This is a genomic window from Sorangium sp. So ce1335 (assembly GCF_051521615.1).
In the GTDB taxonomy this organism is placed as follows: domain Bacteria; phylum Myxococcota_A; class Polyangia; order Polyangiales; family Polyangiaceae; genus Sorangium.
Genome location: NZ_CP150363.1, coordinates 1,797,236 through 1,819,535, shown reverse-complemented (window position 1 = coordinate 1,819,535; position 22,300 = coordinate 1,797,236). Strand labels below are relative to the sequence as shown.

Genomic DNA, 22,300 nt, shown 5'->3' with positions numbered 1-22,300 from the left:
TCCGCTGATCGTAGGCCCCCCATGCGCTGTATCGAAGCCGGGCTGCTCGTGGGACCGTCACACGCCGCGTCGGGCAATGATCCCGCGGCGAGCACGACATTCACGCAGGGGCACCGCGCACGGCCGAACGCGCACGGCCGAACGAACCACGGACAAGGAGATCTCTCATGACGAGGAGTGGACGATGGGGGATGACGGCGCTCGGGCTCGCGCTGATGACGGTGGCCTGCGGATCCACCGCCCCCGGCGCGGGCGAGGAGGCCACGCCCATCCGGCGGATCCCGACGCCCGACAACGAGTTCACGCCCGTGGAGCTCGAGGCCCTGATCGACGACCTCATCGAAGAGCTCAACAAGCACCCGGCCCGGCCCATGCAGATGTCGGTCGTGCTGAAGAACGCGACCGGCTTCTGGGCGCCGGTCGTCACGGCCGCGAACCGCGCCATGGGCGATCTGGGCGTCACGGGGAACGTGATCGGGCCCATCACGCAAGTGAGCAACGGCGCCGAAGACGAGGCGCTCCAGAACGAGCAGATCGCGCAGGTGGTCGCCGACGGCGCGGAGGGGCTCGGCCTCGCGCCCTTCAACGACCTCCAGACGAACGCCGTCAACGAGGCGGTCGCGAAGGGGGTCCACGTGGTCACGCTCGACACCGACGTGGCGCACTCGAACCGCGCGCTCTTCGTCGGGACCCTCGACGGGGTTGCCGGGGCCGCGGCGAGCGAGACCCTGCTGGCGAGGCTGCCTCCGGCGCCGGGGACGGTGATCGTCCACGGCAACAGCATCCCTGTCTGGAGCAACGGCATCGAGCGGACGGCGGGCGCCCGGCGCGCGCTCGAGGCGGCCGGCTACGACGTCCTCGTGCGTCAATCCATCTGGGATGAGGGCGGCGAGGACGGCGACGTCGCGTGGATGAAGACCCAGATCGAGACAGCGGACCCGCCCGTCGTGGGCATGCTCGGCCTGTTCAACATCTCGTACCGGTGCGCGATGGCCGCGGAGGCCGCGGGCAAGCCCGACATCCCCATCGTCGCCTTCGACTTCGATCCGAAGACCGTCGACTACATGCGGCAGGGGCGCATCAAGGCCACCCACGTCCAGCGGCAGTATTACCAGGGCTACCTCGTCCCTTACATCCTCTACGGCATCAAGAACATCGGCCTCGACGCGACCCGGCAGATCCTCGCGCCGCGCATGATCGACGACTTCCGCGTCAACACAGGCATCGACGTGGTCTCGGCGGACAAGATCGACGCCTACAACGACTTCCTCGCCTCGATCGACGTGAGCCAGTAGCGCCGCCCGCGCCTCGTCCACGTCGGCTCACGCCGATCCACGTCAGATCACGTCAGCTTCCTCAGCTCCCCGGCGACCCGCAGATCCGGTGGACCAGCTCGAGCAGGGGCTCGATCTGGAGCGGCTTCTTCAACAGGCCCGCGACGCGGAGCCGCGACGCCTCCTGCTCGGCCCGCACGTCGGCGGACACGATCACCACCGGGATCGACGCGAGCTCCGGATCGCGCTGGAGCTCGGCGCGGAGCTGCCAGCCATCCATGACCGGCATCATCAGATCCAGCAGGATCAGCGCGGGCGGCCGGCTCCGCCGCAGGAACGCGAGCGCCTCGGCGCCGTCCGACGCCTCCTCGACGTCGTAGCCCTCGAACACCAGGAGCTGCGACAGGATGCTCCTGATGTCCAGATCGTCCTCGACCACCAGGATGCGGCCTGTTTTCTCGCCCATGCTCGAACCTCACGACCTGAGCGCGCCGCGCTCCCCTCCCGCGGATCCGCGGTTCCGCTGAACACCCATCTCCCGCCGGCGGCCCTGATCGATCGAGCGTCACAGGCCGTGCGCCACCTTGGGCGCGCGCGGCCGGACGCGCAAGCGGCCGGTCTGCCGGTCGCTCGCACGCCTGGCCGCGCGCCGCGCGGCAGGGGCGGCCGGCCCCGCCGCTGTCCGCCCGGGGCAGGGCGCCGCGCCTACTGCGCGGCCTCCTCGGGGCAGTCGTCGACGGCCTCGCCCCGGGCCCCCGCGCGCGGGTCTGCGCCGCCGGCGTCGGCGCGCCACGCGGGCAGGAGCACGCGGAAGCAGGCGCCGCGGCCCACCTCGCTCTCGACCCCGATCTCGCCCCCGAAGCTCGCCACGATGCCGTGGCAGATCGCGAGGCCGAGCCCCGTCCCCTCCCCGATCGGCTTCGTCGTGAAGAACGGGTCGAAGATCCGGCTCCGGAGCTCCGGCGCGATCCCCGGCCCGGTGTCGCGCACCTCGATGCGCACCCGGTCGGGCGGCGCGGCGGCGGTCGAGATCCGGATCTCGTTCTCCGCCTCGTTCCCGTCCGGCAGCGCCTGGGCGGCGTTCACGAGCAGGTTGAGGATCACCTGGCCGAGCTGCGCCTCGTTCGCGTGGACGGGCGGCACCGGGCCGAGATCCAGCACGAGCCGCGCCTTGCTGCGGATCTGCTGCTGCGCCATGCGCAGGACGAGCTGGATCACGCGGTCGACCTCGACCCGGCCGAGCGCGCCGTCGTCGGCCCGCGAGAACGTCTTCAGGCCGCTCACGATGTGCCGGACCCGCGCCCCGCCCTCCGCGGCCTCGTCGAGCGCCGAGACGAGCGCGTCGACGCGCGCGGCGGCGCCCCTCGCGCGCAGCTCCTTGCGCGCGAAATCGACGTTCGTGACCATGTACGCGAGGGGGTTGTTGATCTCGTGCGCCACCCCGGCGGCCAGCGTCCCGAGCGACGCCATGCGATCGGCGAGCAGGAGCCGCGTCTCCAGCTGCCGGCGCTCGGTGACGTCGGACACGGCCCCGAGCATCCGGTACGCCTTGCCGCTCCCGTCGCGCAGGACGATCCCCCGGTCCTGGACGTCGGCGTAGCTGCCGTCCGCGAGCACGCACCGGTACCAGAGCTCGAACGTCGTCTCCTTCCCCTCGATCGCGCGCCGCAGCGCGTTCATCACGCGGTCGCGGTCCTCGGGGTGGACGCGCTCGAACCACCACGCCGCGTCCTCCTCGATGTCGGCGCCGCCCGTCCCGTAGAAGCTCCGCATCCGCTCGCTGCCGGTGACGCGCCCCGACGAGAGGTCCCAGTCCCAGAAGGCGTCGCTCGTCGCGCGCACGACGAGCCGCAGGCGCTCCTCGCTCGCGCGGAGCGCCTCCTCGGCGTCCCTGCGCGCCGTCATGTCGAGGACGAAGCAGACGCCGCGATCCCGCGCCCCCTCGACGAGCGCGGGCGCGATGAGGACCGGCAGGCGCCCGCCGTCGCGGTGGAGGAACTCCTTCTCGAACGGCGGGCAGATGCCGTGCTTCAGGACCTCCGACATCGCGCGCTCGTCCGCGGCGCGGAGCTCGGGCGGCGTGAGCGCCACCCAGCTCAGGCGGCCCGCCTCCACGTCGTCCCGCGCGCGGCCCACCATCCGGAGGAACGCGTCGTTCGCCTCGAGGATGCGCCCCGCGACGTCCCAGACGAAGAGCCCGATCACGCCCGCGGCCCCGTCGCGGAAGGAGCGCCCCGCGCGCTCGAGCAGCGCGCGCTCCGCCGGCGCCCGCTCGACCGCGCGCGCGGCCGGCCGCCGCGCCCACCACGCCGCCGCGTCGAGCTGGATCGCGATCGACCGCTCGTCCGCCGCCGCCACCGCGGTGGCGCCCGCCTCGAGGAGGTCCGTCGTGGCGCCCGCGTCCCCGGCGATGGCGACGACGGCCACGCGATCGCCGCCCGGGGCGGCGCGCAGCCGCCGGCACAGCGCGAGCGCCTCGCCGGGCGGCCCGTCGGCCCCCACGACCGCCACGTCGAACGGCTGGGTCGCCAGCAGATCCAGCCCGGCCTCGACGTCCCGGGCCTGGACCGCGGCGTGGCCGCGCGCCGTGGCGAGCGCCAGCGCAGCGCCCGCCGAGCCGCCGGGGAAGATCAAGATCCTGGGCTGCTGTGATCCCACCACCCGCGCAACATCCCGCGCGCGGGGCGCAGACGCAATACCGGCGCACCCCTCTCTCCCACCTCTCCCCTCTCCTCGCCCCCTCCCCCGTCTCCTCGCCCCTCCCCCTCTCCGTCGCTGCTTTCCCTGCCTCCCTGCGCCCCCGGCTCGCGTCTCCCCGTCGGGTCCCGTCGGGTCCCGTCAGGTCCCGTCGGGTTCACCCGCCCCCGGTCCTCCGGCCACCGCCGCGGCCGTCAAGCCTGGGTTCACCCCTCCTCGAACCATTGCTGGGCGTTCTCGAACCCCGCGCGCTGCGCCGATTTCTTGTAGCAGAGGAAGTACAGCTTCCCGCCCCGAACGCCGCACTCGGTGCGGTCCTTCCAGCAGGCGAGGAAGTTCGGATCCGCCGCCGGGTTGCTCGAGAACGTCGTCCCCTCCTCGACCTCGGGCACCTCGCCGGGCATGGGGCAAACCACCGCGTCGGAGGGCGACGGGACGCCCGCCGTGTTCGACGTGATGCCCGTGTTGAAGAGCGCCTCGGCCACGCGGCGCACGGCCGCGGCGCGGTCCGGCCCGCCGAGCGAGAGGATATCGAGGCAGGACCGCTCCACCTGGACGAGGACGAAGTTGCGCCCCTCGGTGATTGTCAGATCGAGCCCGCCCGCGGAGAGCTCGTGGCGGAGCAGATCGGGGGTGTCGTCCGTCGCCGCGTGGAGCGCGTGGCGCGCCCCCAGCGCCTCGTTGTGCGGGTTGACCTCGCTCCGGAAGATGGAGTCGCACCAGTAGTACGACTCGGCGCGCGCCTGGTCCGGCACGTCGTCGAACCGCTCGACGGGCGCGAACCCGCCCGGGGGCACGCGCGCCACGGCGGCGAGCCACGCGGCGAGCCGCGCGTCGATCTCCTGCCCGAGACAGCTTCGCCCGTTCATGCCCAACCTCCACGTCGGTACGTCGTCACGATCTGCTCGACGCGGTACCCGTCGTTCGGCGCCGAGCTGAACCAGATGAGCCCCCAGAACACGCCGAGGATCGGCTCCAGGCTGTCGAACACCCCGGCGCCCCCCGCGTAGTACCTCGTCCGGCCACCGTGCGAGAACTCGAGGCACGCCTCGTACCGGTTGAGCCCCGGGCTGAGCGTCCCGTCGGGCATGCGCGTGTGCGAGGCCGGATACGTCCTCCCCTCCTCGACCGGGCCGTCGACGAGCGCCGCGCGCCACACACGGTCGCCCACGGTCCTCGTCACGTCGAGCCCCGCCCACGGATGCTGCTCCAGGTCGGCCGAGAGCGTCCTGCGCCCGCCTTCCACGTTCGGATCGCCCCACACCACGATCATGCGCGTCCGCCCCGGGATCCCGAGCTGGCGCAGCATGCCGCGGACGAGGCGGACGATCGCCTGGCACTCGCCCGTCTCTTCCACGTAATCGCTCATCGCCCACGCGCCGCCCTCGTCGTTGAGGTACGTCGGGTGGTGGTACCGCCGTGGCACCCTGGGGCTCGGCTTCAGCGTGTAGATCGGGAACCTGGAGAGCAGCCCGTACACGATCTCGTGGGGATCCAGCGTGTTGAGCGGCTCGATCCACGAGACCGCCCTGTCCATCCGCTTCAGGGTCACCCCGTCTTCCTGCCAGACGTGCTGTCTGTCGGTCAGGGGCCTCCCCATCGTGACGTAGACGGCGTTCGATGTCCGGGAGGGCGACACGGCGGCTCCCCCGCCCGCCGACCACGACAGGTCGAGGTGGAACTTCTGGATCCTCCGCGCGATCGTCCGCGACGACGCGAGATCGAGCGGCCCGCCGCCGGCCGCGAGGCTGCGGCTCTCGAAGGAGAGCCCCGCCGGCCCGGCGGCGCGGATCGACGTCGGCGCCGCGCCGGCGCCGTTCGTCGACTCCAGCCCGATCCGGATGACGAGGTGCCTGCCCATCGAGATCGACAGCGGCGCTGCGTGTCTCGGCGTCCACTCGGGCTGCGGGCACGGATCTCCCGCGTTCTTCCAGCCGCTCTCCCCCTTGCAGTCCTTCAGCAGACCGTGATCGGACCTGAACTCGATGGATTTCAGCGCGACGGACCGCGCCGCATCGGGCGCAGCGTCGGGCTGCGGGCTCTCCGTGGTCGGATCCGCCATATCGACCTTCCTCGCTCGCGGCGCCGATGGACTCCGGCCCTCGCCGGGCCACGCGCCGAGTCACGGGGATCGTAATGTCGGAGCCGGCCGGGCCAAGTCGGGAGTCGTCGCAGGGGGCGGAGGCGCTCTGCCGGAGCGCCGCTCGGCGTCGCCGCCCCGGCAGAGCGCGCGCGGCGCGGAGGCGGCGCGCGCCGCCGGCCTGCGCGCGGCGGCGCGGCGCAGCGGCGCGGCGCAGCGGCGTGGACGAGCGCGCGCGAGGGACGGGCGGCGCGCCGGCGCGCGCCGCGCGGGCGACGACCCGGGTTCCTGCCGCCGCGGCCCCGAGCTAGATTGCGCGCATGCCGAACAGCCTGTTCATCGTGCATGTCCATGTGCATGTCAAACCCGAGCATGTCGACGCCTTCCGCCAGGCGACGCTCGACAACGCGAGCGCGAGCGTCAAGGAGCCCGGGGTCGCCCGGTTCGACGTCGTCCAGGACCTGGAGGACCCCACGCGCTTCGCGATCGTCGAGGTCTACCGGAACAAGGAAGCGCCGGCCGCCCACAAGGAAACAGAGCATTACAAGCGTTGGCGGGACACCGTCGCGGACATGATGGCCGAGCCGCGGACCAGCCGGAGATACGTCAATGCCTTCCCCGACGACGCGGGGTATTGACGTGGCGTCCCCCGTCCCCGCGCTCGCCTTCGAGTTCGCCACCGCGACGCGCATCGTCTTCGGCGCCGGCAAGCTCGCCGAGGTGCCCGCGGCCGTGAGGGCCCTCGGCGGGACGCGCGCGCTCGTCGTCACCGGGCAGCGCCAGGACCGCGCCGCGCCGCTCCTCGCCGCGCTCGCGCAGGCGAGCGTCGGCGCCGTGACGTTCGCCGTCGCGGGCGAGCCCACGGTCGAGCTCGCCCGCGAGGGCACGGCCCGGGCCGCGGCCGAGCGGTGCGACGTCGTCGTGGCCCTCGGCGGCGGCAGCGCGGTCGACGCCGGCAAGGCGATCGCCGCCCTGCTCGCGAACGGCGGCGACCCGCTCGACTACCTCGAGGTGATCGGCCGCGGGGCGGCGCTCTCCCGGCCGTCGGCGCCGTTCGTCGCGATCCCCACCACCGCGGGCACCGGCTCGGAGGTGACGCGCAACGCGGTGCTCGCCTCGAAGGAGGCGCGCGTGAAGGCGAGCCTGCGCAGCCCGCACATGCTGCCGCGGCTCGCGGTCGTCGACCCCGACCTGCTCGCGGGCGCGCCGCCCGAGGTGCTCGCCTCGAGCGGCCTCGACGCGCTCTCGCAGCTCATCGAGCCGCTCCTGTCGATCCGCAGCAACCCGCTGACGGACGGCCTCGCGCGCGAGGGGATCCGCCGCTCGGCGCGCTCGCTCCGCCGCGCGGTCCTCGAGGGCCCCGACGCGCCGGCGCGCGACGACCTCGCGGCGGCCAGCCTCCTCGGCGGCCTCTGCCTTGCGAACGCCGGCCTCGGGGCGGTCCACGGCTTCGCCGCGCCGGTCGGCGGCATGTTCGACGCGCCCCACGGCGCCGTGTGCGCCGCGCTCCTGCCGGCCGTCCTCGAGGTGAACCTCCGGGCGCTTCGCGCGCGCGGCCCCGACCACCCCGCGCTGCCGCGCTTCGACGAGATCGCGGCGCTCGTCACCGGCCGCGCCGGGGCCGCCGCCGAGGAGGGCATCGCCTGGGTGCGCGAGCTCTGCCGTGACCTCGCGATCCCGGGGCTCCGGCGCTACGGCGCGACCGAGGCCGACGTCCCGGCGCTCGTCGCGAAGGCCCGGGCGGCGAGCAGCATGAAGGCGAACCCGCTCCAGCTCACCGACGACGAGCTCACGGAGATCGCGGCGGCGTCCTTGTGATCGCGGCGCCGGTGGTATGATCCCGCGGTGGCAAGCCCCTACCGCACGAGACCGCCCTCTCCGCCTGCCCGGCCGACCGACGAGAGGCGGCTCGGCGCGGCGACCCTCGTCTTCGGCCTGCTCTGCGGCGTGATGGGGCTTTCGCTGGCCGACGAGCGTCGGGCAGAGTGCGCGCTGCTCGCGGGCCTGGGCGGCTTCGCCCTGCTCCTCCAGCGCGAGGGCGCTCGCTAGCCTCCCCCTCACCCCCCCGACGACCGGAGCTCGATGAAGAACGATCCCGCCCCGAACCCCACCCTCGACGCCATGCTCGCCGCCCAGCGCATCGCGTTCGCTCCTGTCATGTTCCAGGTGGCGCGGGTCATGCGGAACCGCGGCGTCCTCAAGGCGCTCCAGCGCGCCGGCCGGAGCGGCAGGACGGCCGCGGAGGTGGCCCAGGACACGGGCCTCTCCGCCTATGCGGCCAAGACCTTGCTGGAGGCGAGCCTGAGCTTCGGCCTCGTCGAGTGCGCCGGCGCGCGCGGAGAGCGCGCGGAGCGCTTCGCGATCACGCGGGTCGGCCTCGTCATCGAGAACGACCGGATGACCCGCGTCAACATGGATTTCATCCATGACGTTTGTTACGAGGGCATGCGCCACCTCGACGAGGCGATCGACGGCGGCAAGCCGGCGGGCCTGAAGGTCTTCGGCGAGTGGCCGACGGTCTACGAGGCGCTCCCCGAGCTCCCGCCGCGGGTGAGGGAGAGCTGGTTTGCCTTCGATCACCTCTACTCCGACTCGGCGTTCCCCGAGGCGTTGCCCGTCGTGTTCGAGCGGCGGCCGAGGACGCTCCTCGACATCGGCGGCAACACGGGTCGCTGGGCCATCCAGTGCTGCACGCACGACCCCGACGTGCGGGTCACCATCCTGGATCTTCCCGGCCAGCTCGAGGACGCGCGCGTCAACGTGGAGCGGCACGGCCTGCTCGGCCGGATCATGGGTACGCCGATCGACTTCCTGGATCACGGCCAGGCGTTCCCGACGGGCTTCGACGCCATCTGGATGAGCCAGTTCCTCGTGTGCTTCTCCGAGGCGGACATCGTCCAGATCCTCCGCCGGGCGCGCGCCGCGATGGGCGAAGAGACGGTGCTCTGGATCCTGGACACGTTCTGGGACCGGCAGACGAACGAGGTGGCGGTCCACTGCCTGCACGGTTCTTCCCTGTATTTCACGTGCCTCGCGAACGGGAACAGCCGCATGTACAGCGCCGCCGACATCAAGCGCTGCGTCGAGGAGGCGGGGCTCACCATCGACGCGGAGGTCGACAATCTCGGCCTCGCGCACACCCTGCTCCGCTGCCGCCGGCGCGACGTGGGCGACGTGCCCGGGCGGTGACCTGCGCAGCTGCGCGCGCGGGCGCCTGGCCGTAACCCGCGCGCGGGTAGTGCGGGACGCTGAGAACCGCCAAGACGCCAAGGACGCCAAGAAATCTCAATAATTCTGGGTTCTTGGCGTTCTTGGCGTCCTGGCGGTTCGATCCTCTGCCGCGCTCTCTGCGGTACGTCCCCCCCCCGCGCGACGCGCGCGCGGCAGCCTGGACGATCCCGCCTCGGGCGGGCGGCGATACGACGGATGAGGCGGCCCGCGCGGGGCGCGCGGGCGCGATCGAACGGCTTTCGCCTGCGGTCCTCGCGGTGCATAGTGCGGCTCCCCGACGGCGCGCCGCGCCATGGGCCCACAAGGAGAAACCGTCGTGTCTCAGCCTCCGCTCACCCAGCTCTCCGACGAGGAGCGCCTCTTCCGCGACTCGGTGCTTGATTTCGCCCGGAAGCGCGTCGCGCCGCGCGCGGCGGCGATGGACGAACAGGGCGCGCTCGACAGCGATCTTCTGCCTCCGCTCTTCGATCTCGGCCTGATGGGCATCGAGATCCCCGAGTCCTACGGCGGCTCCGGCGCGAGCTTCTTCAACGCGATCCTCGCCGTCGAGGCGCTCGCGGTCGTCGATCCGAGCGTCAGCGTGCTCATCGACGTGCAGAACACCCTGGTGGCCAATGCCCTCCTCCGCTGGGGCAGCGACGCGCAGAAGGAGAAGTACCTCCCGCGGCTGAGCCGGGACTGGGTCGGCTCCTATGCGCTGAGCGAGGCGGGCTCCGGCTCCGACGCGTTCGCGCTCGCGGCGCGCGCCGAGCGCAAGGGCGACCGCTGGGTCCTGAACGGCCGCAAGCTCTGGATCACGAACGCGAACGAGAGCTCGCTGTTCCTCGTGTTCGCGAGCGTCGACCCGTCGAAGGGATACAAGGGAATCACGGCGTTCATCGTCGAGCGCACCTCCCCTGGCTTCTCGGTGGGCAAGAAGGAGAACAAGCTCGGTATCCGCGCCTCCAGCACGTGCGAGCTCGTCCTGGAGGACTGCGAGGTGCCCGAGGGCAACGTGCTCGGCGAGGTCGGCAAGGGCTACAAGATCGCGATCGAGACGTTGAACGAGGGTCGAATCGGCATCGGCGCGCAGATGCTCGGCCTCGCCGCCGGGGCGTTCGAGCACGCGATGCGCTACATGGGCGAGCGGAAGCAGTTCGGCCAGTCGATCGCGAGCTTCCAGGGCGTGCAGTTCCAGTATGCGCGCGTGGCGATGGAGATCGAGGCCGCGCGCCTGCTCGTCTACAACGCCGCGCGGCTGAAGGACGCGGGCCAGCCGTTCGTGAAGGAGGCCGCGATGGCGAAGCTCTTCGCGTCCGAGGTGGCCGAGCGGACGGCGTCGCTCTGCATCGAGTTCATGGGCGGCGTCGGCTTCACGAAGGACTACCCGGCCGAGAAGTTCTATCGCGACGCCAAGATCGGCAAGATCTACGAGGGCACGTCCAACATGCAGCTCTCGACGATCGCGAAGCTGCTCCAGGCGGAGTACGACGTGAAGGGGTGAGCGGGGGAGTCCGCCCCTCCCAGGGATGCGCGGACGACGCGTCCGGGAGGGGAGGGCGGGCGTGTAACGGAAGGAGGTTGCCATGAGCTGGCATGAACGCATCGTGACGGATCTGGCCGTCTGCCACGGCAAGGCGTGCATCCGCGGGACGAGGATCATGGTGTCCGTCGTGCTGGACAACATGGCCGCGGGCCTGTCGCCGGAGGAGATCGTGAGCAGCTATCCCTCGCTCACGCTCGACGACGTGCGCGCGGCCATCGCCTATGCCGCGGAGCTGGCGAGGGAGCGCATCATCGACCTGCCCGCAGCGTCGTGACGATGAGGGTCAAGGTCGACGAGAACCTCCCGGAAGAGGTGGCCGAGCTGCTGCGCCAGGCGGCGCCATGACGCGTCGACGGTGCTGGCGCAGGGGCTCGGCGGTCATCCCGACCCGGATATCGCCGGGGTGTGCGCTGCGGAAGGAAGAGCGCTCCTGACGCTGGACGTCGATTTCGCCAACGTGCGCCGGTACGCCCCTTCGAACTACCAGGGGCTGATCGTCATGCGCCTGTCGCGTCAGGACAAGCCGCATGTGCTCGCGGTCGTCCGGCGCTTGCTCGCGTTGCTGGAGCGCGAGCAGGTCGAACAGCGCCTGTGGATCGTCGAGGAGGAGCGGGTACGCGTCCGCGAGTAGCGGCCCGGTCCTCACCGCTACCTTCACGTTCCGACGGCAGTGAGGCAGATCTTCATTGAGGCCCGAGCGGGGCCACGGGGGGCATCGGGGCGCAGATGCTGGGCCTCGCCGCCGGGGCGTTCGAGCACGCGATGCGCTACATGGGCGAGCGGAAGCAGTTCGGCCCGTCGATCGCGAGCTTCCAGGGCGACCAGGCGCTGCCCTCAGCGTCTCCGCTTCCATGACTCGGGTCTTCGATGCGTGTGAAAGCATGCGACGAAGACAACCACGTCATCCACCAGACGAAAGAACAGTCCGTAGGGAAAGCGACGGACCAGCGCCCGGCGTGTCTGGCGGTGCAGGACGGCATGGACCGTCGGAGCTTCGACCACTGCCTGCATCGCGGCGCGCACCTCGGTCAGGAACTCCTCTCCCAGCCCCTCGCGCTCCCGCTCATACCAGGCGTATGCCCGCGCGATGTCGGCCGCCGCAGCGGGCCGAACGAGGTATGGCTTCACCGGGACCGAGCGCGCGCCTGGGCGACGACCTCATCCCAGGTGAGCCCCACCGGCCCCTCGGCCTCGAGCTCGTCGAGGCGCCGATCGAGCTCGACCCGCTGCACATCGCTGAGCGGCAACGCATCCGGGTCCCGCCCGAGGCTCGCCCAGAGCTCATCGAGAAGATCGAGCTGCTCGTCCCGGCTCAGCCGGGTGATGTCCAGTGCGGCCTTGGCCATGCGTCCGGCAGTATCGCACACGGCGCCCCCAGGGACAATCCGCCGGCCCCTCCCCCGTCACGGGATGTTCCGCTTGAGGTTCGTCACCCAGCGGAGCGTCCACACCTGCTGCGGGAGGATCACGTCCCGCACCAGGATGTGCGACTCGGAGTCGAGCTCCTCGAGGTCGTTCCGGTAGTCCTTCAGGCCGTGGTCCTCGCCCTCCTCCAGCACCGAGAGCGCCGTCTTGTGGCCTATCGCCACCGCGGTCCGCTCGACCACCTTGGCGAACGCGCCCCACGGCCCGGAGCTCTCCGGCGGATCGCCCCCGAGCTCCTCGATCCGTCGGCGCAGGAGCTTCACCCGCGCCTCGTGCGACGCAAGGTTGAGCCGGAGGTGCTCGGCCACCCACCCGTCGCCCGCGGCGGCGATGGCCTGACGGTACGTCTCGACCGCGGACATCTCACCGCGGCAAAACGACTTGAGCTGCTCGATCGAGTCGTCATCGATGATGCCGTCAAGACCCACGCTCTCGTCTGCGAATGCGATCGGTTCCATGAGGACCCTCCTGAGGTTTCCGTGAACGCCCTTGTCTCTCCTCCTTACCTCCCGAGCAGCAGCCTCCGCGCCGACCGTCCCCGCAGGATCTGTGAGCGGTCCTTCCAGCACCGCCCCACCGCGGGGATCGCACGACCCTCTTGCCTCAGGGGTACAGCCTCGCCACACACCGACTTGACGTCGCTGAGCTCTTCACTTCTCTTCAAATCTATTCAAATCGCGTTCCACTCATCCGGAACCTCCGCAGCCCGGCGCGGGCTCACCCGATGAGATCACGAAGGATGTCCCGGCCCAGCGAGACGCATCACAGATCGACCGTCTCAGACGAACGAGGCGAAGACGCGCGCCCCCTTGCTCGTGCCGCAGGACTCGCCGCTGCCGACGTCGCGCAGGATGGCCTGCAGCGCCGCGGCGTCGGCGTCGTCGCGCGCCAGGACGCCGAGGAGCATCGCCCCCTCCTTGAGGCGGCGCTCGACCTCCGGGGCGCGCTGCTCCGGGATGCCGGCGTCGACGAGCACGCTGCTCAGGCTGGCCGTCGTGCTCGCCGAGCTGGCGTCCGCGAGCTGCACGGCGATGGGGCCCGCCACCGCGAGCCGCAGGCCGGGGACCACGAGCCCGGCGCCCGTCGCGCCGAGGATCGCGCTGAGCGCCTGGCCGTGGACGGCCGCGCCCTGCACGCGCGAGCGCACGAAGTGCTGGCGCCGCGCGGCCTCGCTCACGATGAGGCAGATGTCGCGGCGCGCGTGCCCGCTGTCCAGGATCCGCCGGATGGCGTCCTCCGCGTCGACCCGTGTTCGCACCATCCCGGTGATCAACCTCTGGCTCGCCATGCAGACCTCCTTGGCTGAGGGTTCGCGCCGCTCTTCGAAGATCCCGGAGAACACGAAGCGTACCGGGCGCAGCCTTCGCGCAAGTATGCGAATTGGTTCGCGAACCAACGACGCCCCCGCCGCGTCCGGGGCACTACGCCACAGCGGCCTGGGCGCGCTGTGACGGACAGACACGCCGATCTCGTCGGCGCGGAGCACGGCGCCGGAGGCAACCAGAAGAGCGCGGCTGTGACAGGGGGGCTGGGATGGATCCCGTCGAGACGGATCAGGCCGCGGCGCGCCGCTCCTTGCTCGGGCGCCTCGCGTTCGTGACGCCGCGTCGCGCCTTGCCGCCGCGCCGCGCCCTGGAGGCGGCGCGCACGCTCTCGCGGAGCTGGGCCGCGAGCGGCACGGCCTCGCGCTCGCTGAAGCCGCGCACGATCCGCAGCATCGTCGCCTCCTCGGGCCGGAGCGCCGCGAGCGCCTCGTCCGCGACGGCCTGCTCCGCCTCGAGCAAGGTCTGCAGGGCGCCCTCGGTGTAGGCGCGGATCACCGCGGGGTGCACATAACAGCGCTGGCAGACGGCGCGCGTGTTGCCGAGGCGCGCCGACACCATGTCGATCACCTGCGCCACGCACCTCTTCAGCTGGCGGGCCGTCGTCGCGACCTCCATCTCGCAGAAGAACGACGCGCACAGCACCGTGCCGGTCCACGTGCGGAAGTCCTTCGCCGTGAACTCCTGCCCCGTGATCGCGCGCAGGTACTCGTTCACGTCGTCGGAGTGGATCCGCTGCCGCTTGCCGTCGCCGTCGATGTACTGGAACAGCTCGTGTCCGGGCACGTCCTGGCAGCGCTTCACGACGCGGGCGAGCCGCCGGTCGCGCACCGTGAGCTCGTGCTCCTTGCCGCTCTTGCCCCGGAAGTGGAACCTGATGCGATCGCCCTCTATCTCGACGTGCTCGTCGTGGAGCGTCGTGAGACCATACGAGTTGTTGTCGCGCGCGTACTCGTCGTTCCCGATGCGGATCGAGGTCTCGTCGAGCAGGCGCACGACGGTCGCCAGCACCTTCTCGCGCGGCAGCCCCGGCAGCGCGAGGTCGCGCTCCGCCGCCGCGCGGACCGCGGGGAGCGCCGCGCCGAACGCGAGCATCCGGTCGTACTTCGTCTCATCGCGGACCTCGCGCCAGCGCGGGTGATACCGGTACTGCTTCCTGCCGCGCGCGTCCCGGCCCGTGGCCTGGATGTGCCCGCGCTCGCTCTGGCAGATCCACACGCCCGTCCACGCGGGCGGGATCGCGAGGCGGCGGATGCGCGCGAGCGTCTCCGCGTCCTTCACGAGCCGCCCCTCGGGGTCGAGGAACTTGAAGCCCTTGCCCGCCTTGCGCCTGGAGATGCCCGGCTCACCGTCGTTGACGTACCGGAGCCCCGCCGACCTGGCCGACTCGATCGGCGACGGGGTGATCGGCGCGGCCGCGGCGACCTCGCGCGGATCGTCGACGGCGCGCGCGAGCTCGATCTCGACGGTCTCGACGGTCTCGACGGCGAGCGTCACGCGGCGCCGGCGGACGACGCCGCTCGGCGAGGAGCGCCGCTCGCGCCGCGGAGCGCTCCGCGAGCGGCGCCTGGTTCGGGGGGTCGTGGCGCTGGAGCTCTGCATGGCGTCACGGGCTCAGGCGGCGCCCTCCACGACCGCGGTCGACGCGCGCAGCGCGCGCTCGCGGTGCGCCTCGCCGAGGAACCGCCGCACCTCCGCGTCGAGCGCCGCGATCGCCATCCGCTTGAACATGCGCAGCGGCAGCGGCACGTCGACGTCGAGGTCCACGGCCCAGGGCCGGAGCTCGAGGCGCCCCGTCAGCCGGTAGCCCTTGAAGCAGAACCCGAGATCCGCGCGCTGATCGTCGCTCCAGCGCATGGTGGGGGAGTACTCCGCGTACCGCTCGCGATACTGCGCCATCGCCCGCAGGACTGCCTTCTTCGCTTCCTCGTGGTTCAGGTCGTGATGGACCGTGTGCTTCATGGATGACCTCGGGTGATGGCTGGAACAAGCATCCAGCGGATGCTGCTGCGGCAGGTTCCGCAGCGCAGCCGTACCTGGCGCCGGCGTTCGGCGCCAGGTTTCGGCGCTTTCGGCGCTCTCGGCGCGTCCGGCCCGAGCACTAGCAAGCCGGGTGCCTGCCGGGTCCAGCGACGGCATCCGGCCGGGACGAGGTCGCGCCCGCGGAGATCCCGGAAAACCTCGCGCCGGCGGCGCCGCGCGCCTGGCGAGGTTCGCCACAAGCGAGGCAGATCGCTACGCCGTCCCCTGATCCGCGGGCGCGCGCCACGGGTCAGCTCGGCGGCACGGCGCGTGCGTTCCTCGCCATCATGCACGCAGCAGGAGCGCTGAAGTCATCGCCTGACGTCAGGGGGTGGATCGGGCCACGGGCGAGCAAGGCGCTGAAGGTGCTGTTGATCCTGCCGGTCGCGCTCTGGCTCGGCTACGTCGTGATCATCAACGTGATGCTGAGCACGAAGCTCGTCGCGCGGCTCGTCAGCTACAACCCGATCGACGCGAACCTGCATTACGAGTCCGCCTGGAGCCTCTGGCCGGGCGTCGTGCACGCGAAGGATCTCCGTCTCAGCGGGTCCGACAGCCTGCTCCAGTGGGCGGTGCTCCTCGACGAGGTGGACGCGGACATCCACCTCACCGATCTCCTCCGCAAGAAGTTCCACGCGGAGGACATCCGCGCCGAGGGCTTCACGTTCCGGATGCGGCTGCTCGTGGATCCGACGAGCGAGCGCGATCTCGGCGCGCCGCACATCCAGGCGCTGCCTCCCATTCCGGAGTTCACGAACCCTCCGCTCAAGCCCGAGCTGCCGCCGAAGAACGATCTCGAGAGCTCGGACGAGGGCTACAACCTCTGGACTGTGCACCTCGAGGGCGTCGACACGACGCTCAAGGAGGTCTGGATCCAGCAAGTCCGCTACGCCGGCGGCGGCCGCGTTCGCGGAGGGTTCTACTACAAGCCGCTCCGCGCCGTCCGCGTCGGGCCGCTCGCGCTCGAGCTCCGGTCGGGCGACGTCCACGTCGCCGATCGCGTCGTCGCGCGGGTCGACGGCGACGTCGACGTGACGATGAACACCTTCGATCCGCGGGACGTCGAGGGGCTCGACGTCTTCGACACGACCTGGGCGCGCGTCCGCCTCGACGTGCAGCTCCCCGGGCTCGACATCCTCCGCGTCATCCGGGGCGAGGGCGCCGAGCCGCGGGTGGAGGACGGCAGCGGCGAGCTCCGGACGAACGTCGTCATCAACCGGGGGAACATCGAGCCGGGCAGCTCGGCCTCCTACGCGACGAGCCACGTCGTGGCCGCGGCGTCGTCGCTCCGCGCGGCGGTCGAGGCGGACGTGGACCTCGGCGTGAGCGAGCGCGGCGAGGCGCGCCTCGCCGTGCGCGTGCCGCGGGCGACGCTCGAGCGCCCCGGGAAGGGGCTTCCGCCCATCGTCGTCGAGCGGGCGAGCGCCGTCTTCGACGCGCCGGAGCTCCACCTCATGCGGCTCCCGCCGGGGTTCTCGTCGAAGCTGGACGTCGTCGCCGCGGCGATCCCGGACCTGCGCTGGCTCAACCCCGACAGCCCTGCGCCGGACGCGCCGCGGTTCACGGGCGGCGCGGCGTTCGTGCGGAGCAGCCTGGAGGTCGACCGGCTCGGGCGCGGGTCGGGCGCGCTGAGCCTGCTCATGAAGCAGGGCGCCCTGCGGTGGAAGGAGACGACCGTGAAGGCCGACGGGGAGGCGCGCATCGCGCTCGACGCGGCGAGCCTCCTGAACCCGACGGCCACGCTCCGGAAGAGCCGTATCGAGCTCAAGGACGTCGCGGTCGAGCGCAAGGGCGAGGTGTGGCCGGACTGGTGGGCGCGCATCGACATCGACGAAGCGAAGGTGGGACGAGGGCTGATGGAGGCGGCCATCCGGCTCGAGTGCAAGGACGCGCGGCCGGCCGTGGAGCTGCTCGACGCCGAGGACGCCATCCCCGGCTGGGCCGCCGGGCTCCTCACGATGGAGGGGCTCAAGGCCTCCGCGACGGTGACGCGCAAGGCGAGCGACGTCGATTTCAGGCTGCTCGAGGCGCAGGGGGGCAATCTGGCGATCCGCGGGCGGCTCACGAAGTCCGACGGACAGGACCCCCGGGGCGCGTTCCTCGTGAAGAGCGGGGTGCTGTCGGTGGGCATCGACCTCGCGCAGGACGGCGCGGGGGTGCACCCGCTCGTGGGCGACGACTGGGTGAACGAGAAGATCGCCGCGCTGGGCAGGTGAGCTGCGGCGAGGGAGGTCTCGCCGGGGGACCTCCCGTCACGCCGAGAGCAGAGACGTCGTCACGGGGGACGCGGCCAGCGGCGGCCGTGCGAGGATGCGCGGCGTGCCCCTATCGCCGCAGAAGCCGCGCAAGGATCCGCGCCAGGAGCGCTCGCGCAGCACGCGCTTCGCCAGGCCGCCGAGCCGCGACGAGTGGATCAACCTGGCCATCCAGCTGCCCGCCGCGTGGCTCTCGTGGCGCCTGCTCGGCGCGCCCGGCTTCACCTACCTGCTGCTGTCGACCTTGATCGGCCACAGCCTGCACCCGGTGGCCGGCCACTTCGTGCACGAGCACTACGTGTACGCGCCCGGGCAGGAGACCTACAGCTACTACGGGCCGCTCAACCACGTGACGTTCAACGTGGGTTACCACGTCGAGCACCACGACTTCATGAACGTCCCCGGCTGGCGCCTGCCCGCGCTGCACCGCATCGCCAAGCGCCACTACGACGCGCTGGTCTCGCACCGCTCGTGGACCTGGGTGCTCTGGCGCTTCATCACGGACCCAGCCATGGGCCCCCACGCCCGCATCGTGCGCTCCCGCGCCGTCCACGATGGCGCCGTGAGGCGGTCGATCCAGGTCGGCGCCAGCGATGGAGGAGCGCGCGCGCCGATCCAGAGGGCGTAGACGGAGAGGCCGCCCGCGGCCTCGCGAGGCCCGGGATCAGTGCGTCGTCGCGCCGCCGAGCGTGGGGACCGGCTCGTCGCCCGCCACCGCGAGCGCGGCCGGGGTCGTCGGCGTGGAGCACGTGTTCCCGTTCACGTGCGCCGCGAGGAAGGCCTCGAGGACGCCCTCGCGGTGCGGGAGGAAGAACTCGGTGAGCGCCCTGGAGAGATTCCCGTCCTCCCTGACATGGACGAACCGGCCAAAATCCCCCACCGGCACATCCTCCTCGGGCCACGTCACGCCGTTGCCGAGCGAGTCGCCGCCGCTGAGCTGGTGGCACCCGGCGCACGACTGCGTGGTGGCGCGGTTGGCCACGTCCGCGGGCGTGAAGATGGAGTCCCGCCCGAGGCGCACGAGCTCGGCCTGGATCCGGTCGCGCAGCTCGAGGTTCGGCAGATAATTGACCGCCGGCAGCAGCTGGTCGAGGTAGTCGTTGCTGCGGTCGACGGTGCTCTCGCCCGCGTTGTAGAGGTCTGCCCTCGAGTTCGTGAGCTTGATGTCGTTGATGTCGGTGCTCAGGGTCGTGAGCTCGTCCACCGACTCGAGGAAGTCGTCCATGAACCACGAGTAGCGGAAGTCGCTCGGGTCGACGTTCGTGCTGAACAGCGGGCCGTAGGGGTTGTCCTTCACCGTGACCGGCTTGAAATAGAGCCGCTCCCCGCCGGGGGTCTTCGCGAGCTTGAACTCGCGGAGCTGCCAGATCTGGCCTTGCTTGGCCTGATGCGGGCTGTTGGGATCGCCCATGAACTGGTTGGTGCGGATCTGGCCCGTGCCGCGGCGGCCCGCGGGGCCGTGGACCGCGTCGGCGAAGTTGTCCGGGTGGAGCACCGCGTCGAAGTCGGTGCCTTCCAGGCCCTCCATGAAGAACGTCTCGAGCTCCTCGGCGCGCTCGTTGGCGTCCATGCTCGAGAGGCTCGCCCAGAACTCGGCGACCGGGAGGCATGCATCGATGCCGCACTCCGGGTGGGGATTCGGGAGCTGGGCCTCCAGGATGAACAGGTTGCGGTCGGCGATACCGGCCGACTTCTTGGCGTAGACGATCCGGTACTCGCCGCAGTGCGAGCCGTCCCGCGGCGCCAGATCGAAGCGGTTCACGACCGCGATCGGCTCGACGAAGTCGGCCGAATTCGGGTCGAACGGATCGCTCACGGCGAGGCGCCCCTCCCTCCGGCCGCACGCGATCCGGTAGCCGTTGATCGTGGTAATACCCGCGCTGTTGGTCTGATCGTCGCAATGGATGGCGTCGGGGTCGTGAGCCGTGGCGGACCCGTTGAAGAAGTCCCACCAGCTCCGGTAAAGTTGGACGGCGCTCTGTTGGCTCGAGAGCTCCGCTCCGGCGATGAGCTGATTGAAGACATCCTCGAGCTGGAACCTGGCCATGGCGAGCGGGTCGGTGGCCTTCGTGAGGATCAGCGAGCGCAGCGGGTCGATATCCAGCGGGGCTGACAGCGCCTGCCGGCGCGCCGCGGCGGGCTCCTCGGCGTCGACGCCGGCGACGTCGCCGGGCGCGCTCGCGTCGCCGCACGCGGCCAGGGAGGCGGACGCCGCGACGCACATGACCGCCGCGGCGAAGGGGAACGTGGAAGCATGACGAAGACGCATGATCGCTCCTGTGGCGTGGGGCGGACCGGGGTCGCTCCGAAGCGGCTCGCACCCCTTCGCCAAGCTCGCCCCTCGCGCTGTACCTGCCAGGCCGCCGCTCAGGGCGACCCCTGGCCGCGACAGCCGGCTGTCAGGGCGCCATCGCAACCGGCGTGCCGCCCCGCGGCCCGGGGGCCCTTCCGACGACGACGCGCGGCGCGAGGACCGAGCGCGGCGAAGGAGCGGCCGCCGCGCGATCGAGCTCGCCCAGGTGGAAGCGCGCGGCTGGCAATCCTTGCCGTCCTGGCAAAGATTGCCAGCCCCAGAAGGCACCGGCATGGCAAGGATTGCCGTGGCGCCGCGCGCCCGGCCCGATCACGACATGTCCGGCGGAAGCGGCACGTTGTGCTCGGAGGAGACGGCGCCCGCCGCCCCCGGGGGCAGCCTGCCGATGGGACCTTCGCGGTGCTGCGCCCGGTCTTCTCGAGCCGGCAGACCGATTGTTTGAACGTCGGCTGCCTGGACAGCGGATCGGTGTCAGGGGCCGGCTCGCCGGCGGGTACGGGCACTATCCCATCGTCGGCGATCCGACCGACGTCGCCGAGGCGCTCGGGCGCGTCCGTGACACGGGCGTCCGCGGTCTCGCCATCAGCTTCATCGACTTCGCCGGCGAGCTCCCCTACTTCGCGCAGGAGGTCTTACCCCGCCTCGTCGAGATGGGCGTCCGCCGGCCCGGCTGAGGCCCGCGCCAGCCATTCCTCTCGCCAGCGAGGTGTGCACGAGGCTCGACACGACGACGGCCCCCGTGTTCTCCTGCACTGTCGCCCTCGGTCGGCGAAGCAACGGTGCGGCAGTGGACAGACCGCCCCCCTGCGCGCACGGCCCCTTGTGAGAGGAGATGCGTCATGCAGCGCGAGCTCGTCCTTCTTGCTCATTGTGCTCTTCTTGCCAGTCTCGTTCCAGCCGCCGCCGGCTGCGCCGCAGGTGCCGAGGAGCTCGGTGCGAGCCCCGGTGACGAGGACATCGCCGAGGCCAGCCTGGCGGCTTGCACGGATCCGGCGTCGAGCCTCGGCGGCTCGAACAACTTCTACTCCACGCCGATCGGGGCTGGGTCGCCCGGCACGGTCTACTCGTCCTCGCCCACGACCACCTACGGCAGCGCCGCGTGCTCGACCGCCTACGTCTTCGAGGTGACCGGATTGGCCGGATCCTATCCTCACATCTACGCCATCTACGACGATGTTCTGCCGACGAGTCAGTCGGAGTGCGAGATCTCGGGCGTCACGGCGACAGCGTATGGCTGGGTCCCTCCGCACTGCAACGGCTGGACCTGCTATATCGGCCGCTGGGAGCAGCTCGCGGACCCGTACGGAGACACGACACCGACCGACTACGGACACTGGGTTCCGGATGCCGGTCACCCGAACGGCGGTTATTGCACCACCGCCAAGGGGGGCGCCGCCCCGTGGGTCGTCTTCGAGCCCAACACGACGAAGTACAGCACGGTCCGGGTCGCTGGGTCGGCCTTCACCTTCTTCCTGAAGAAGAAGGTCATGGGGATGGTCGCGCGCTGGTGACCGGCCCGCGCGGGGCGCTCCGGCCGGCTGGCGCCCGCAGGCGGCCCGCGAGGCGACCGTTCCGCGTCCGGAGGCGCGTCACCCCTCGCCCGCGAGCACCGCGGTGATCGCGACGCGCTCGCCGCGCGGCCGGCCCGCCGCGTCGGCGTGGGCCATGTCGAGGGCGGCCAGCACCGTCGAGAGCGTCGTCTGGTCCAGGACCGACGACGCCTCGACGGCGTGGAGGTCCTCTCCCACGAAGTTCTTCGGGCACGCGTCGATGACGGGAAGCGCGCGCGTCTCCGGCGCGGGCGCGAACCGGATCGGCAGGCCGTGCGTGCGGCAGATGAGCGGCCGCGCCGCGTAGACGGCGCACCTCCCCTCCCCGTCGAGCGCCGGGCACACGCCGGGATCGCCCGCCCGCGCGCGCGCGGCCAGCGCCGACCGGTCGGCCTCGGGCAGCGCCGCGACCGCCTGGCGGAGGGCGTCGGCCTCGATCGACGTCACGGAGAACCGCCGCCGGCAGCAGTCGCTGCACCCGGTGCTGCAGGCCATTCGCGCGCCGAGGCGGGCGCTCGCGCGCGCGAAGAACACGTCGACCTTGGCAAAGAGCTCGCGGAGGCGCTCGTGCGGCGGAGGGCTCATGCGCCGGGTTGTAGCAGCCG

At 71.7% G+C, this 22,300-nt stretch carries 24 protein-coding genes and 1 pseudogene; 13 read left to right on the top strand and 12 right to left on the bottom strand.

The features are described from left to right. The first annotated feature begins 167 nt into the window (after positions 1–167). Positions 168–1,295, top strand: coding sequence for a sugar ABC transporter substrate-binding protein (locus WMF24_RS06720; RefSeq protein WP_437735525.1), 1,128 nt, complete (start codon positions 168–170; stop codon positions 1,293–1,295). Positions 1,296–1,356: 61 nt separating this feature from the next. On the opposite strand, the gene WMF24_RS06715 is transcribed toward WMF24_RS06720, so the two are convergent. From WMF24_RS06715 to WMF24_RS06700, 4 genes are all read right to left on the bottom strand, one after another. Beyond that, positions 1,357–1,740: a response regulator gene (locus WMF24_RS06715; RefSeq protein WP_437735524.1), complete on the bottom strand. Its 384-nt coding sequence runs from the start codon at positions 1,738–1,740 to the stop codon at positions 1,357–1,359. A 239-nt stretch (positions 1,741–1,979) separates the two neighbouring features. Next, entirely contained in the window at positions 1,980–3,935 is a 1,956-nt protein-coding gene (locus WMF24_RS06710; protein ID WP_437735523.1) for an ATP-binding protein, read from the bottom strand. 242 nt (positions 3,936–4,177) lie between these two features. Then, positions 4,178–4,840: a hypothetical protein gene (locus WMF24_RS06705; RefSeq protein WP_437735522.1), complete on the bottom strand. Its 663-nt coding sequence runs from the start codon at positions 4,838–4,840 to the stop codon at positions 4,178–4,180. Next, on the bottom strand, positions 4,837–6,033 hold the full coding sequence (locus WMF24_RS06700) for a hypothetical protein (protein ID WP_437735521.1): 1,197 nt from the start codon (positions 6,031–6,033) through the stop codon (positions 4,837–4,839). Before WMF24_RS06700 ends, WMF24_RS06705 begins: the two co-directional genes overlap by 4 nt. Before the next feature lie 338 nt (positions 6,034–6,371). Between WMF24_RS06700 and WMF24_RS06695 the strand changes: the two genes are divergently transcribed. From WMF24_RS06695 to WMF24_RS06660, 8 genes and pseudogenes are all read left to right on the top strand, one after another. Then, positions 6,372–6,689, top strand: a complete 318-nt coding sequence (locus WMF24_RS06695; protein WP_437735520.1) for a putative quinol monooxygenase — start codon at positions 6,372–6,374, stop codon at positions 6,687–6,689. Between the two features lies 1 nt (position 6,690). Further along, complete coding sequence (locus WMF24_RS06690) at positions 6,691–7,869, top strand: iron-containing alcohol dehydrogenase (RefSeq protein ID WP_437735519.1); 1,179 nt, start codon at positions 6,691–6,693, stop codon at positions 7,867–7,869. A gap of 27 nt (positions 7,870–7,896) precedes the next feature. Beyond that, positions 7,897–8,100 carry a hypothetical protein gene (locus WMF24_RS06685; RefSeq protein ID WP_437735518.1) on the top strand — a complete coding sequence of 68 codons (204 nt, stop codon included), beginning with the start codon at positions 7,897–7,899 and terminating at the stop codon, positions 8,098–8,100. 33 nt (positions 8,101–8,133) lie between these two features. Next, positions 8,134–9,240, top strand: a complete 1,107-nt coding sequence (locus WMF24_RS06680) for a class I SAM-dependent methyltransferase (protein WP_437735517.1) — start codon at positions 8,134–8,136, stop codon at positions 9,238–9,240. A gap of 358 nt (positions 9,241–9,598) precedes the next feature. After that, a complete protein-coding gene (locus WMF24_RS06675) occupies positions 9,599–10,765 on the top strand; it encodes an acyl-CoA dehydrogenase (RefSeq protein WP_437735516.1) in 1,167 nt (388 codons plus the stop codon). Positions 10,766–10,847: 82 nt separating this feature from the next. After that, positions 10,848–11,081, top strand: coding sequence for a DUF433 domain-containing protein (locus WMF24_RS06670; protein WP_437735515.1), 234 nt, complete (start codon positions 10,848–10,850; stop codon positions 11,079–11,081). Positions 11,082–11,150: 69 nt separating this feature from the next. Beyond that, positions 11,151–11,438, top strand: a pseudogene (locus tag WMF24_RS06665) (DUF5615 family PIN-like protein); the annotation flags it as partial. An 83-nt stretch (positions 11,439–11,521) separates the two neighbouring features. Then, positions 11,522–11,662, top strand: a complete 141-nt coding sequence (locus tag WMF24_RS06660) for an acyl-CoA dehydrogenase family protein (RefSeq protein ID WP_437738773.1) — start codon at positions 11,522–11,524, stop codon at positions 11,660–11,662. Here WMF24_RS06660 and WMF24_RS06655 read toward each other — a convergent pair. The 6 genes from WMF24_RS06655 to WMF24_RS06630 form a co-directional block, all read right to left on the bottom strand. After that, positions 11,642–11,935: a type II toxin-antitoxin system RelE/ParE family toxin gene (locus WMF24_RS06655; protein WP_437735514.1), complete on the bottom strand. Its 294-nt coding sequence runs from the start codon at positions 11,933–11,935 to the stop codon at positions 11,642–11,644. The genes WMF24_RS06660 and WMF24_RS06655 overlap by 21 nt on opposite strands. Beyond that, positions 11,932–12,153, bottom strand: coding sequence for an addiction module protein (locus WMF24_RS06650; RefSeq protein WP_437735513.1), 222 nt, complete (start codon positions 12,151–12,153; stop codon positions 11,932–11,934). Before WMF24_RS06650 ends, WMF24_RS06655 begins: the two co-directional genes overlap by 4 nt. A 57-nt stretch (positions 12,154–12,210) precedes the next feature. Further along, positions 12,211–12,690: a DUF2383 domain-containing protein gene (locus WMF24_RS06645; protein WP_437735512.1), complete on the bottom strand. Its 480-nt coding sequence runs from the start codon at positions 12,688–12,690 to the stop codon at positions 12,211–12,213. Between the two features lie 320 nt (positions 12,691–13,010). Beyond that, positions 13,011–13,520 (bottom strand): hypothetical protein, encoded by a 510-nt coding sequence (locus WMF24_RS06640; RefSeq protein WP_437735511.1) that lies wholly within the window; start codon positions 13,518–13,520, stop codon positions 13,011–13,013. Between the two features lie 265 nt (positions 13,521–13,785). Then, complete coding sequence (locus WMF24_RS06635; protein ID WP_437735510.1) at positions 13,786–15,156, bottom strand: DNA topoisomerase IB; 1,371 nt, start codon at positions 15,154–15,156, stop codon at positions 13,786–13,788. 12 nt (positions 15,157–15,168) lie between these two features. After that, positions 15,169–15,516: a polyhydroxyalkanoic acid system family protein gene (locus WMF24_RS06630; protein WP_437735509.1), complete on the bottom strand. Its 348-nt coding sequence runs from the start codon at positions 15,514–15,516 to the stop codon at positions 15,169–15,171. A gap of 347 nt (positions 15,517–15,863) precedes the next feature. On the opposite strand from WMF24_RS06630, the gene WMF24_RS06625 reads away from it, so the two are divergent. Beyond that, positions 15,864–17,792 carry a hypothetical protein gene (locus WMF24_RS06625; RefSeq protein WP_437735508.1) on the top strand — a complete coding sequence of 643 codons (1,929 nt, stop codon included), beginning with the start codon at positions 15,864–15,866 and terminating at the stop codon, positions 17,790–17,792. 103 nt (positions 17,793–17,895) lie between these two features. Then, on the top strand, positions 17,896–18,459 hold the full coding sequence (locus WMF24_RS06620; RefSeq protein WP_437735507.1) for a fatty acid desaturase: 564 nt from the start codon (positions 17,896–17,898) through the stop codon (positions 18,457–18,459). Between the two features lie 36 nt (positions 18,460–18,495). Here WMF24_RS06620 and WMF24_RS06615 read toward each other — a convergent pair whose 3' ends face one another. After that, positions 18,496–20,100: a hypothetical protein gene (locus tag WMF24_RS06615; protein ID WP_437735506.1), complete on the bottom strand. Its 1,605-nt coding sequence runs from the start codon at positions 20,098–20,100 to the stop codon at positions 18,496–18,498. A 479-nt stretch (positions 20,101–20,579) separates the two neighbouring features. Between WMF24_RS06615 and WMF24_RS06610 the strand changes: the two genes are divergently transcribed. Both WMF24_RS06610 and WMF24_RS06605 read left to right on the top strand, forming a co-directional pair. Next, positions 20,580–20,819: a hypothetical protein gene (locus WMF24_RS06610; RefSeq protein ID WP_437735505.1), complete on the top strand. Its 240-nt coding sequence runs from the start codon at positions 20,580–20,582 to the stop codon at positions 20,817–20,819. Between the two features lie 165 nt (positions 20,820–20,984). Continuing rightward, positions 20,985–21,656, top strand: coding sequence for a hypothetical protein (locus WMF24_RS06605; protein WP_437735504.1), 672 nt, complete (start codon positions 20,985–20,987; stop codon positions 21,654–21,656). Between the two features lie 78 nt (positions 21,657–21,734). Here the strand turns inward: WMF24_RS06605 and WMF24_RS06600 are convergent, their stop codons facing one another. Beyond that, a complete protein-coding gene (locus WMF24_RS06600) occupies positions 21,735–22,280 on the bottom strand; it encodes a YkgJ family cysteine cluster protein (RefSeq protein ID WP_437735503.1) in 546 nt (181 codons plus the stop codon). Positions 22,281–22,300: the final 20 nt, after the last annotated feature.

Coding starts and splice junctions, on each gene's coding strand:
- WMF24_RS06720 (WP_437735525.1), top strand. CDS start 168: ATGACGAGGAGTGGACGATGGGGGATGACGGCGCTCGGGCTCGCGCTG.
- WMF24_RS06715 (WP_437735524.1), bottom strand. CDS start 1,740: ATGGGCGAGAAAACAGGCCGCATCCTGGTGGTCGAGGACGATCTGGAC.
- WMF24_RS06705 (WP_437735522.1), bottom strand. CDS start 4,840: ATGAACGGGCGAAGCTGTCTCGGGCAGGAGATCGACGCGCGGCTCGCC.
- WMF24_RS06700 (WP_437735521.1), bottom strand. CDS start 6,033: ATGGCGGATCCGACCACGGAGAGCCCGCAGCCCGACGCTGCGCCCGAT.
- WMF24_RS06695 (WP_437735520.1), top strand. CDS start 6,372: ATGCCGAACAGCCTGTTCATCGTGCATGTCCATGTGCATGTCAAACCC.
- WMF24_RS06680 (WP_437735517.1), top strand. CDS start 8,134: ATGAAGAACGATCCCGCCCCGAACCCCACCCTCGACGCCATGCTCGCC.
- WMF24_RS06670 (WP_437735515.1), top strand. CDS start 10,848: ATGAGCTGGCATGAACGCATCGTGACGGATCTGGCCGTCTGCCACGGC.
- WMF24_RS06650 (WP_437735513.1), bottom strand. CDS start 12,153: ATGGCCAAGGCCGCACTGGACATCACCCGGCTGAGCCGGGACGAGCAG.
- WMF24_RS06645 (WP_437735512.1), bottom strand. CDS start 12,690: ATGGAACCGATCGCATTCGCAGACGAGAGCGTGGGTCTTGACGGCATC.
- WMF24_RS06640 (WP_437735511.1), bottom strand. CDS start 13,520: ATGGCGAGCCAGAGGTTGATCACCGGGATGGTGCGAACACGGGTCGAC.
- WMF24_RS06635 (WP_437735510.1), bottom strand. CDS start 15,156: ATGCAGAGCTCCAGCGCCACGACCCCCCGAACCAGGCGCCGCTCGCGG.
- WMF24_RS06630 (WP_437735509.1), bottom strand. CDS start 15,516: ATGAAGCACACGGTCCATCACGACCTGAACCACGAGGAAGCGAAGAAG.
- WMF24_RS06625 (WP_437735508.1), top strand. CDS start 15,864: ATGCACGCAGCAGGAGCGCTGAAGTCATCGCCTGACGTCAGGGGGTGG.
- WMF24_RS06615 (WP_437735506.1), bottom strand. CDS start 20,100: ATGCGTCTTCGTCATGCTTCCACGTTCCCCTTCGCCGCGGCGGTCATG.
- WMF24_RS06605 (WP_437735504.1), top strand. CDS start 20,985: ATGCAGCGCGAGCTCGTCCTTCTTGCTCATTGTGCTCTTCTTGCCAGT.
- WMF24_RS06600 (WP_437735503.1), bottom strand. CDS start 22,280: ATGAGCCCTCCGCCGCACGAGCGCCTCCGCGAGCTCTTTGCCAAGGTC.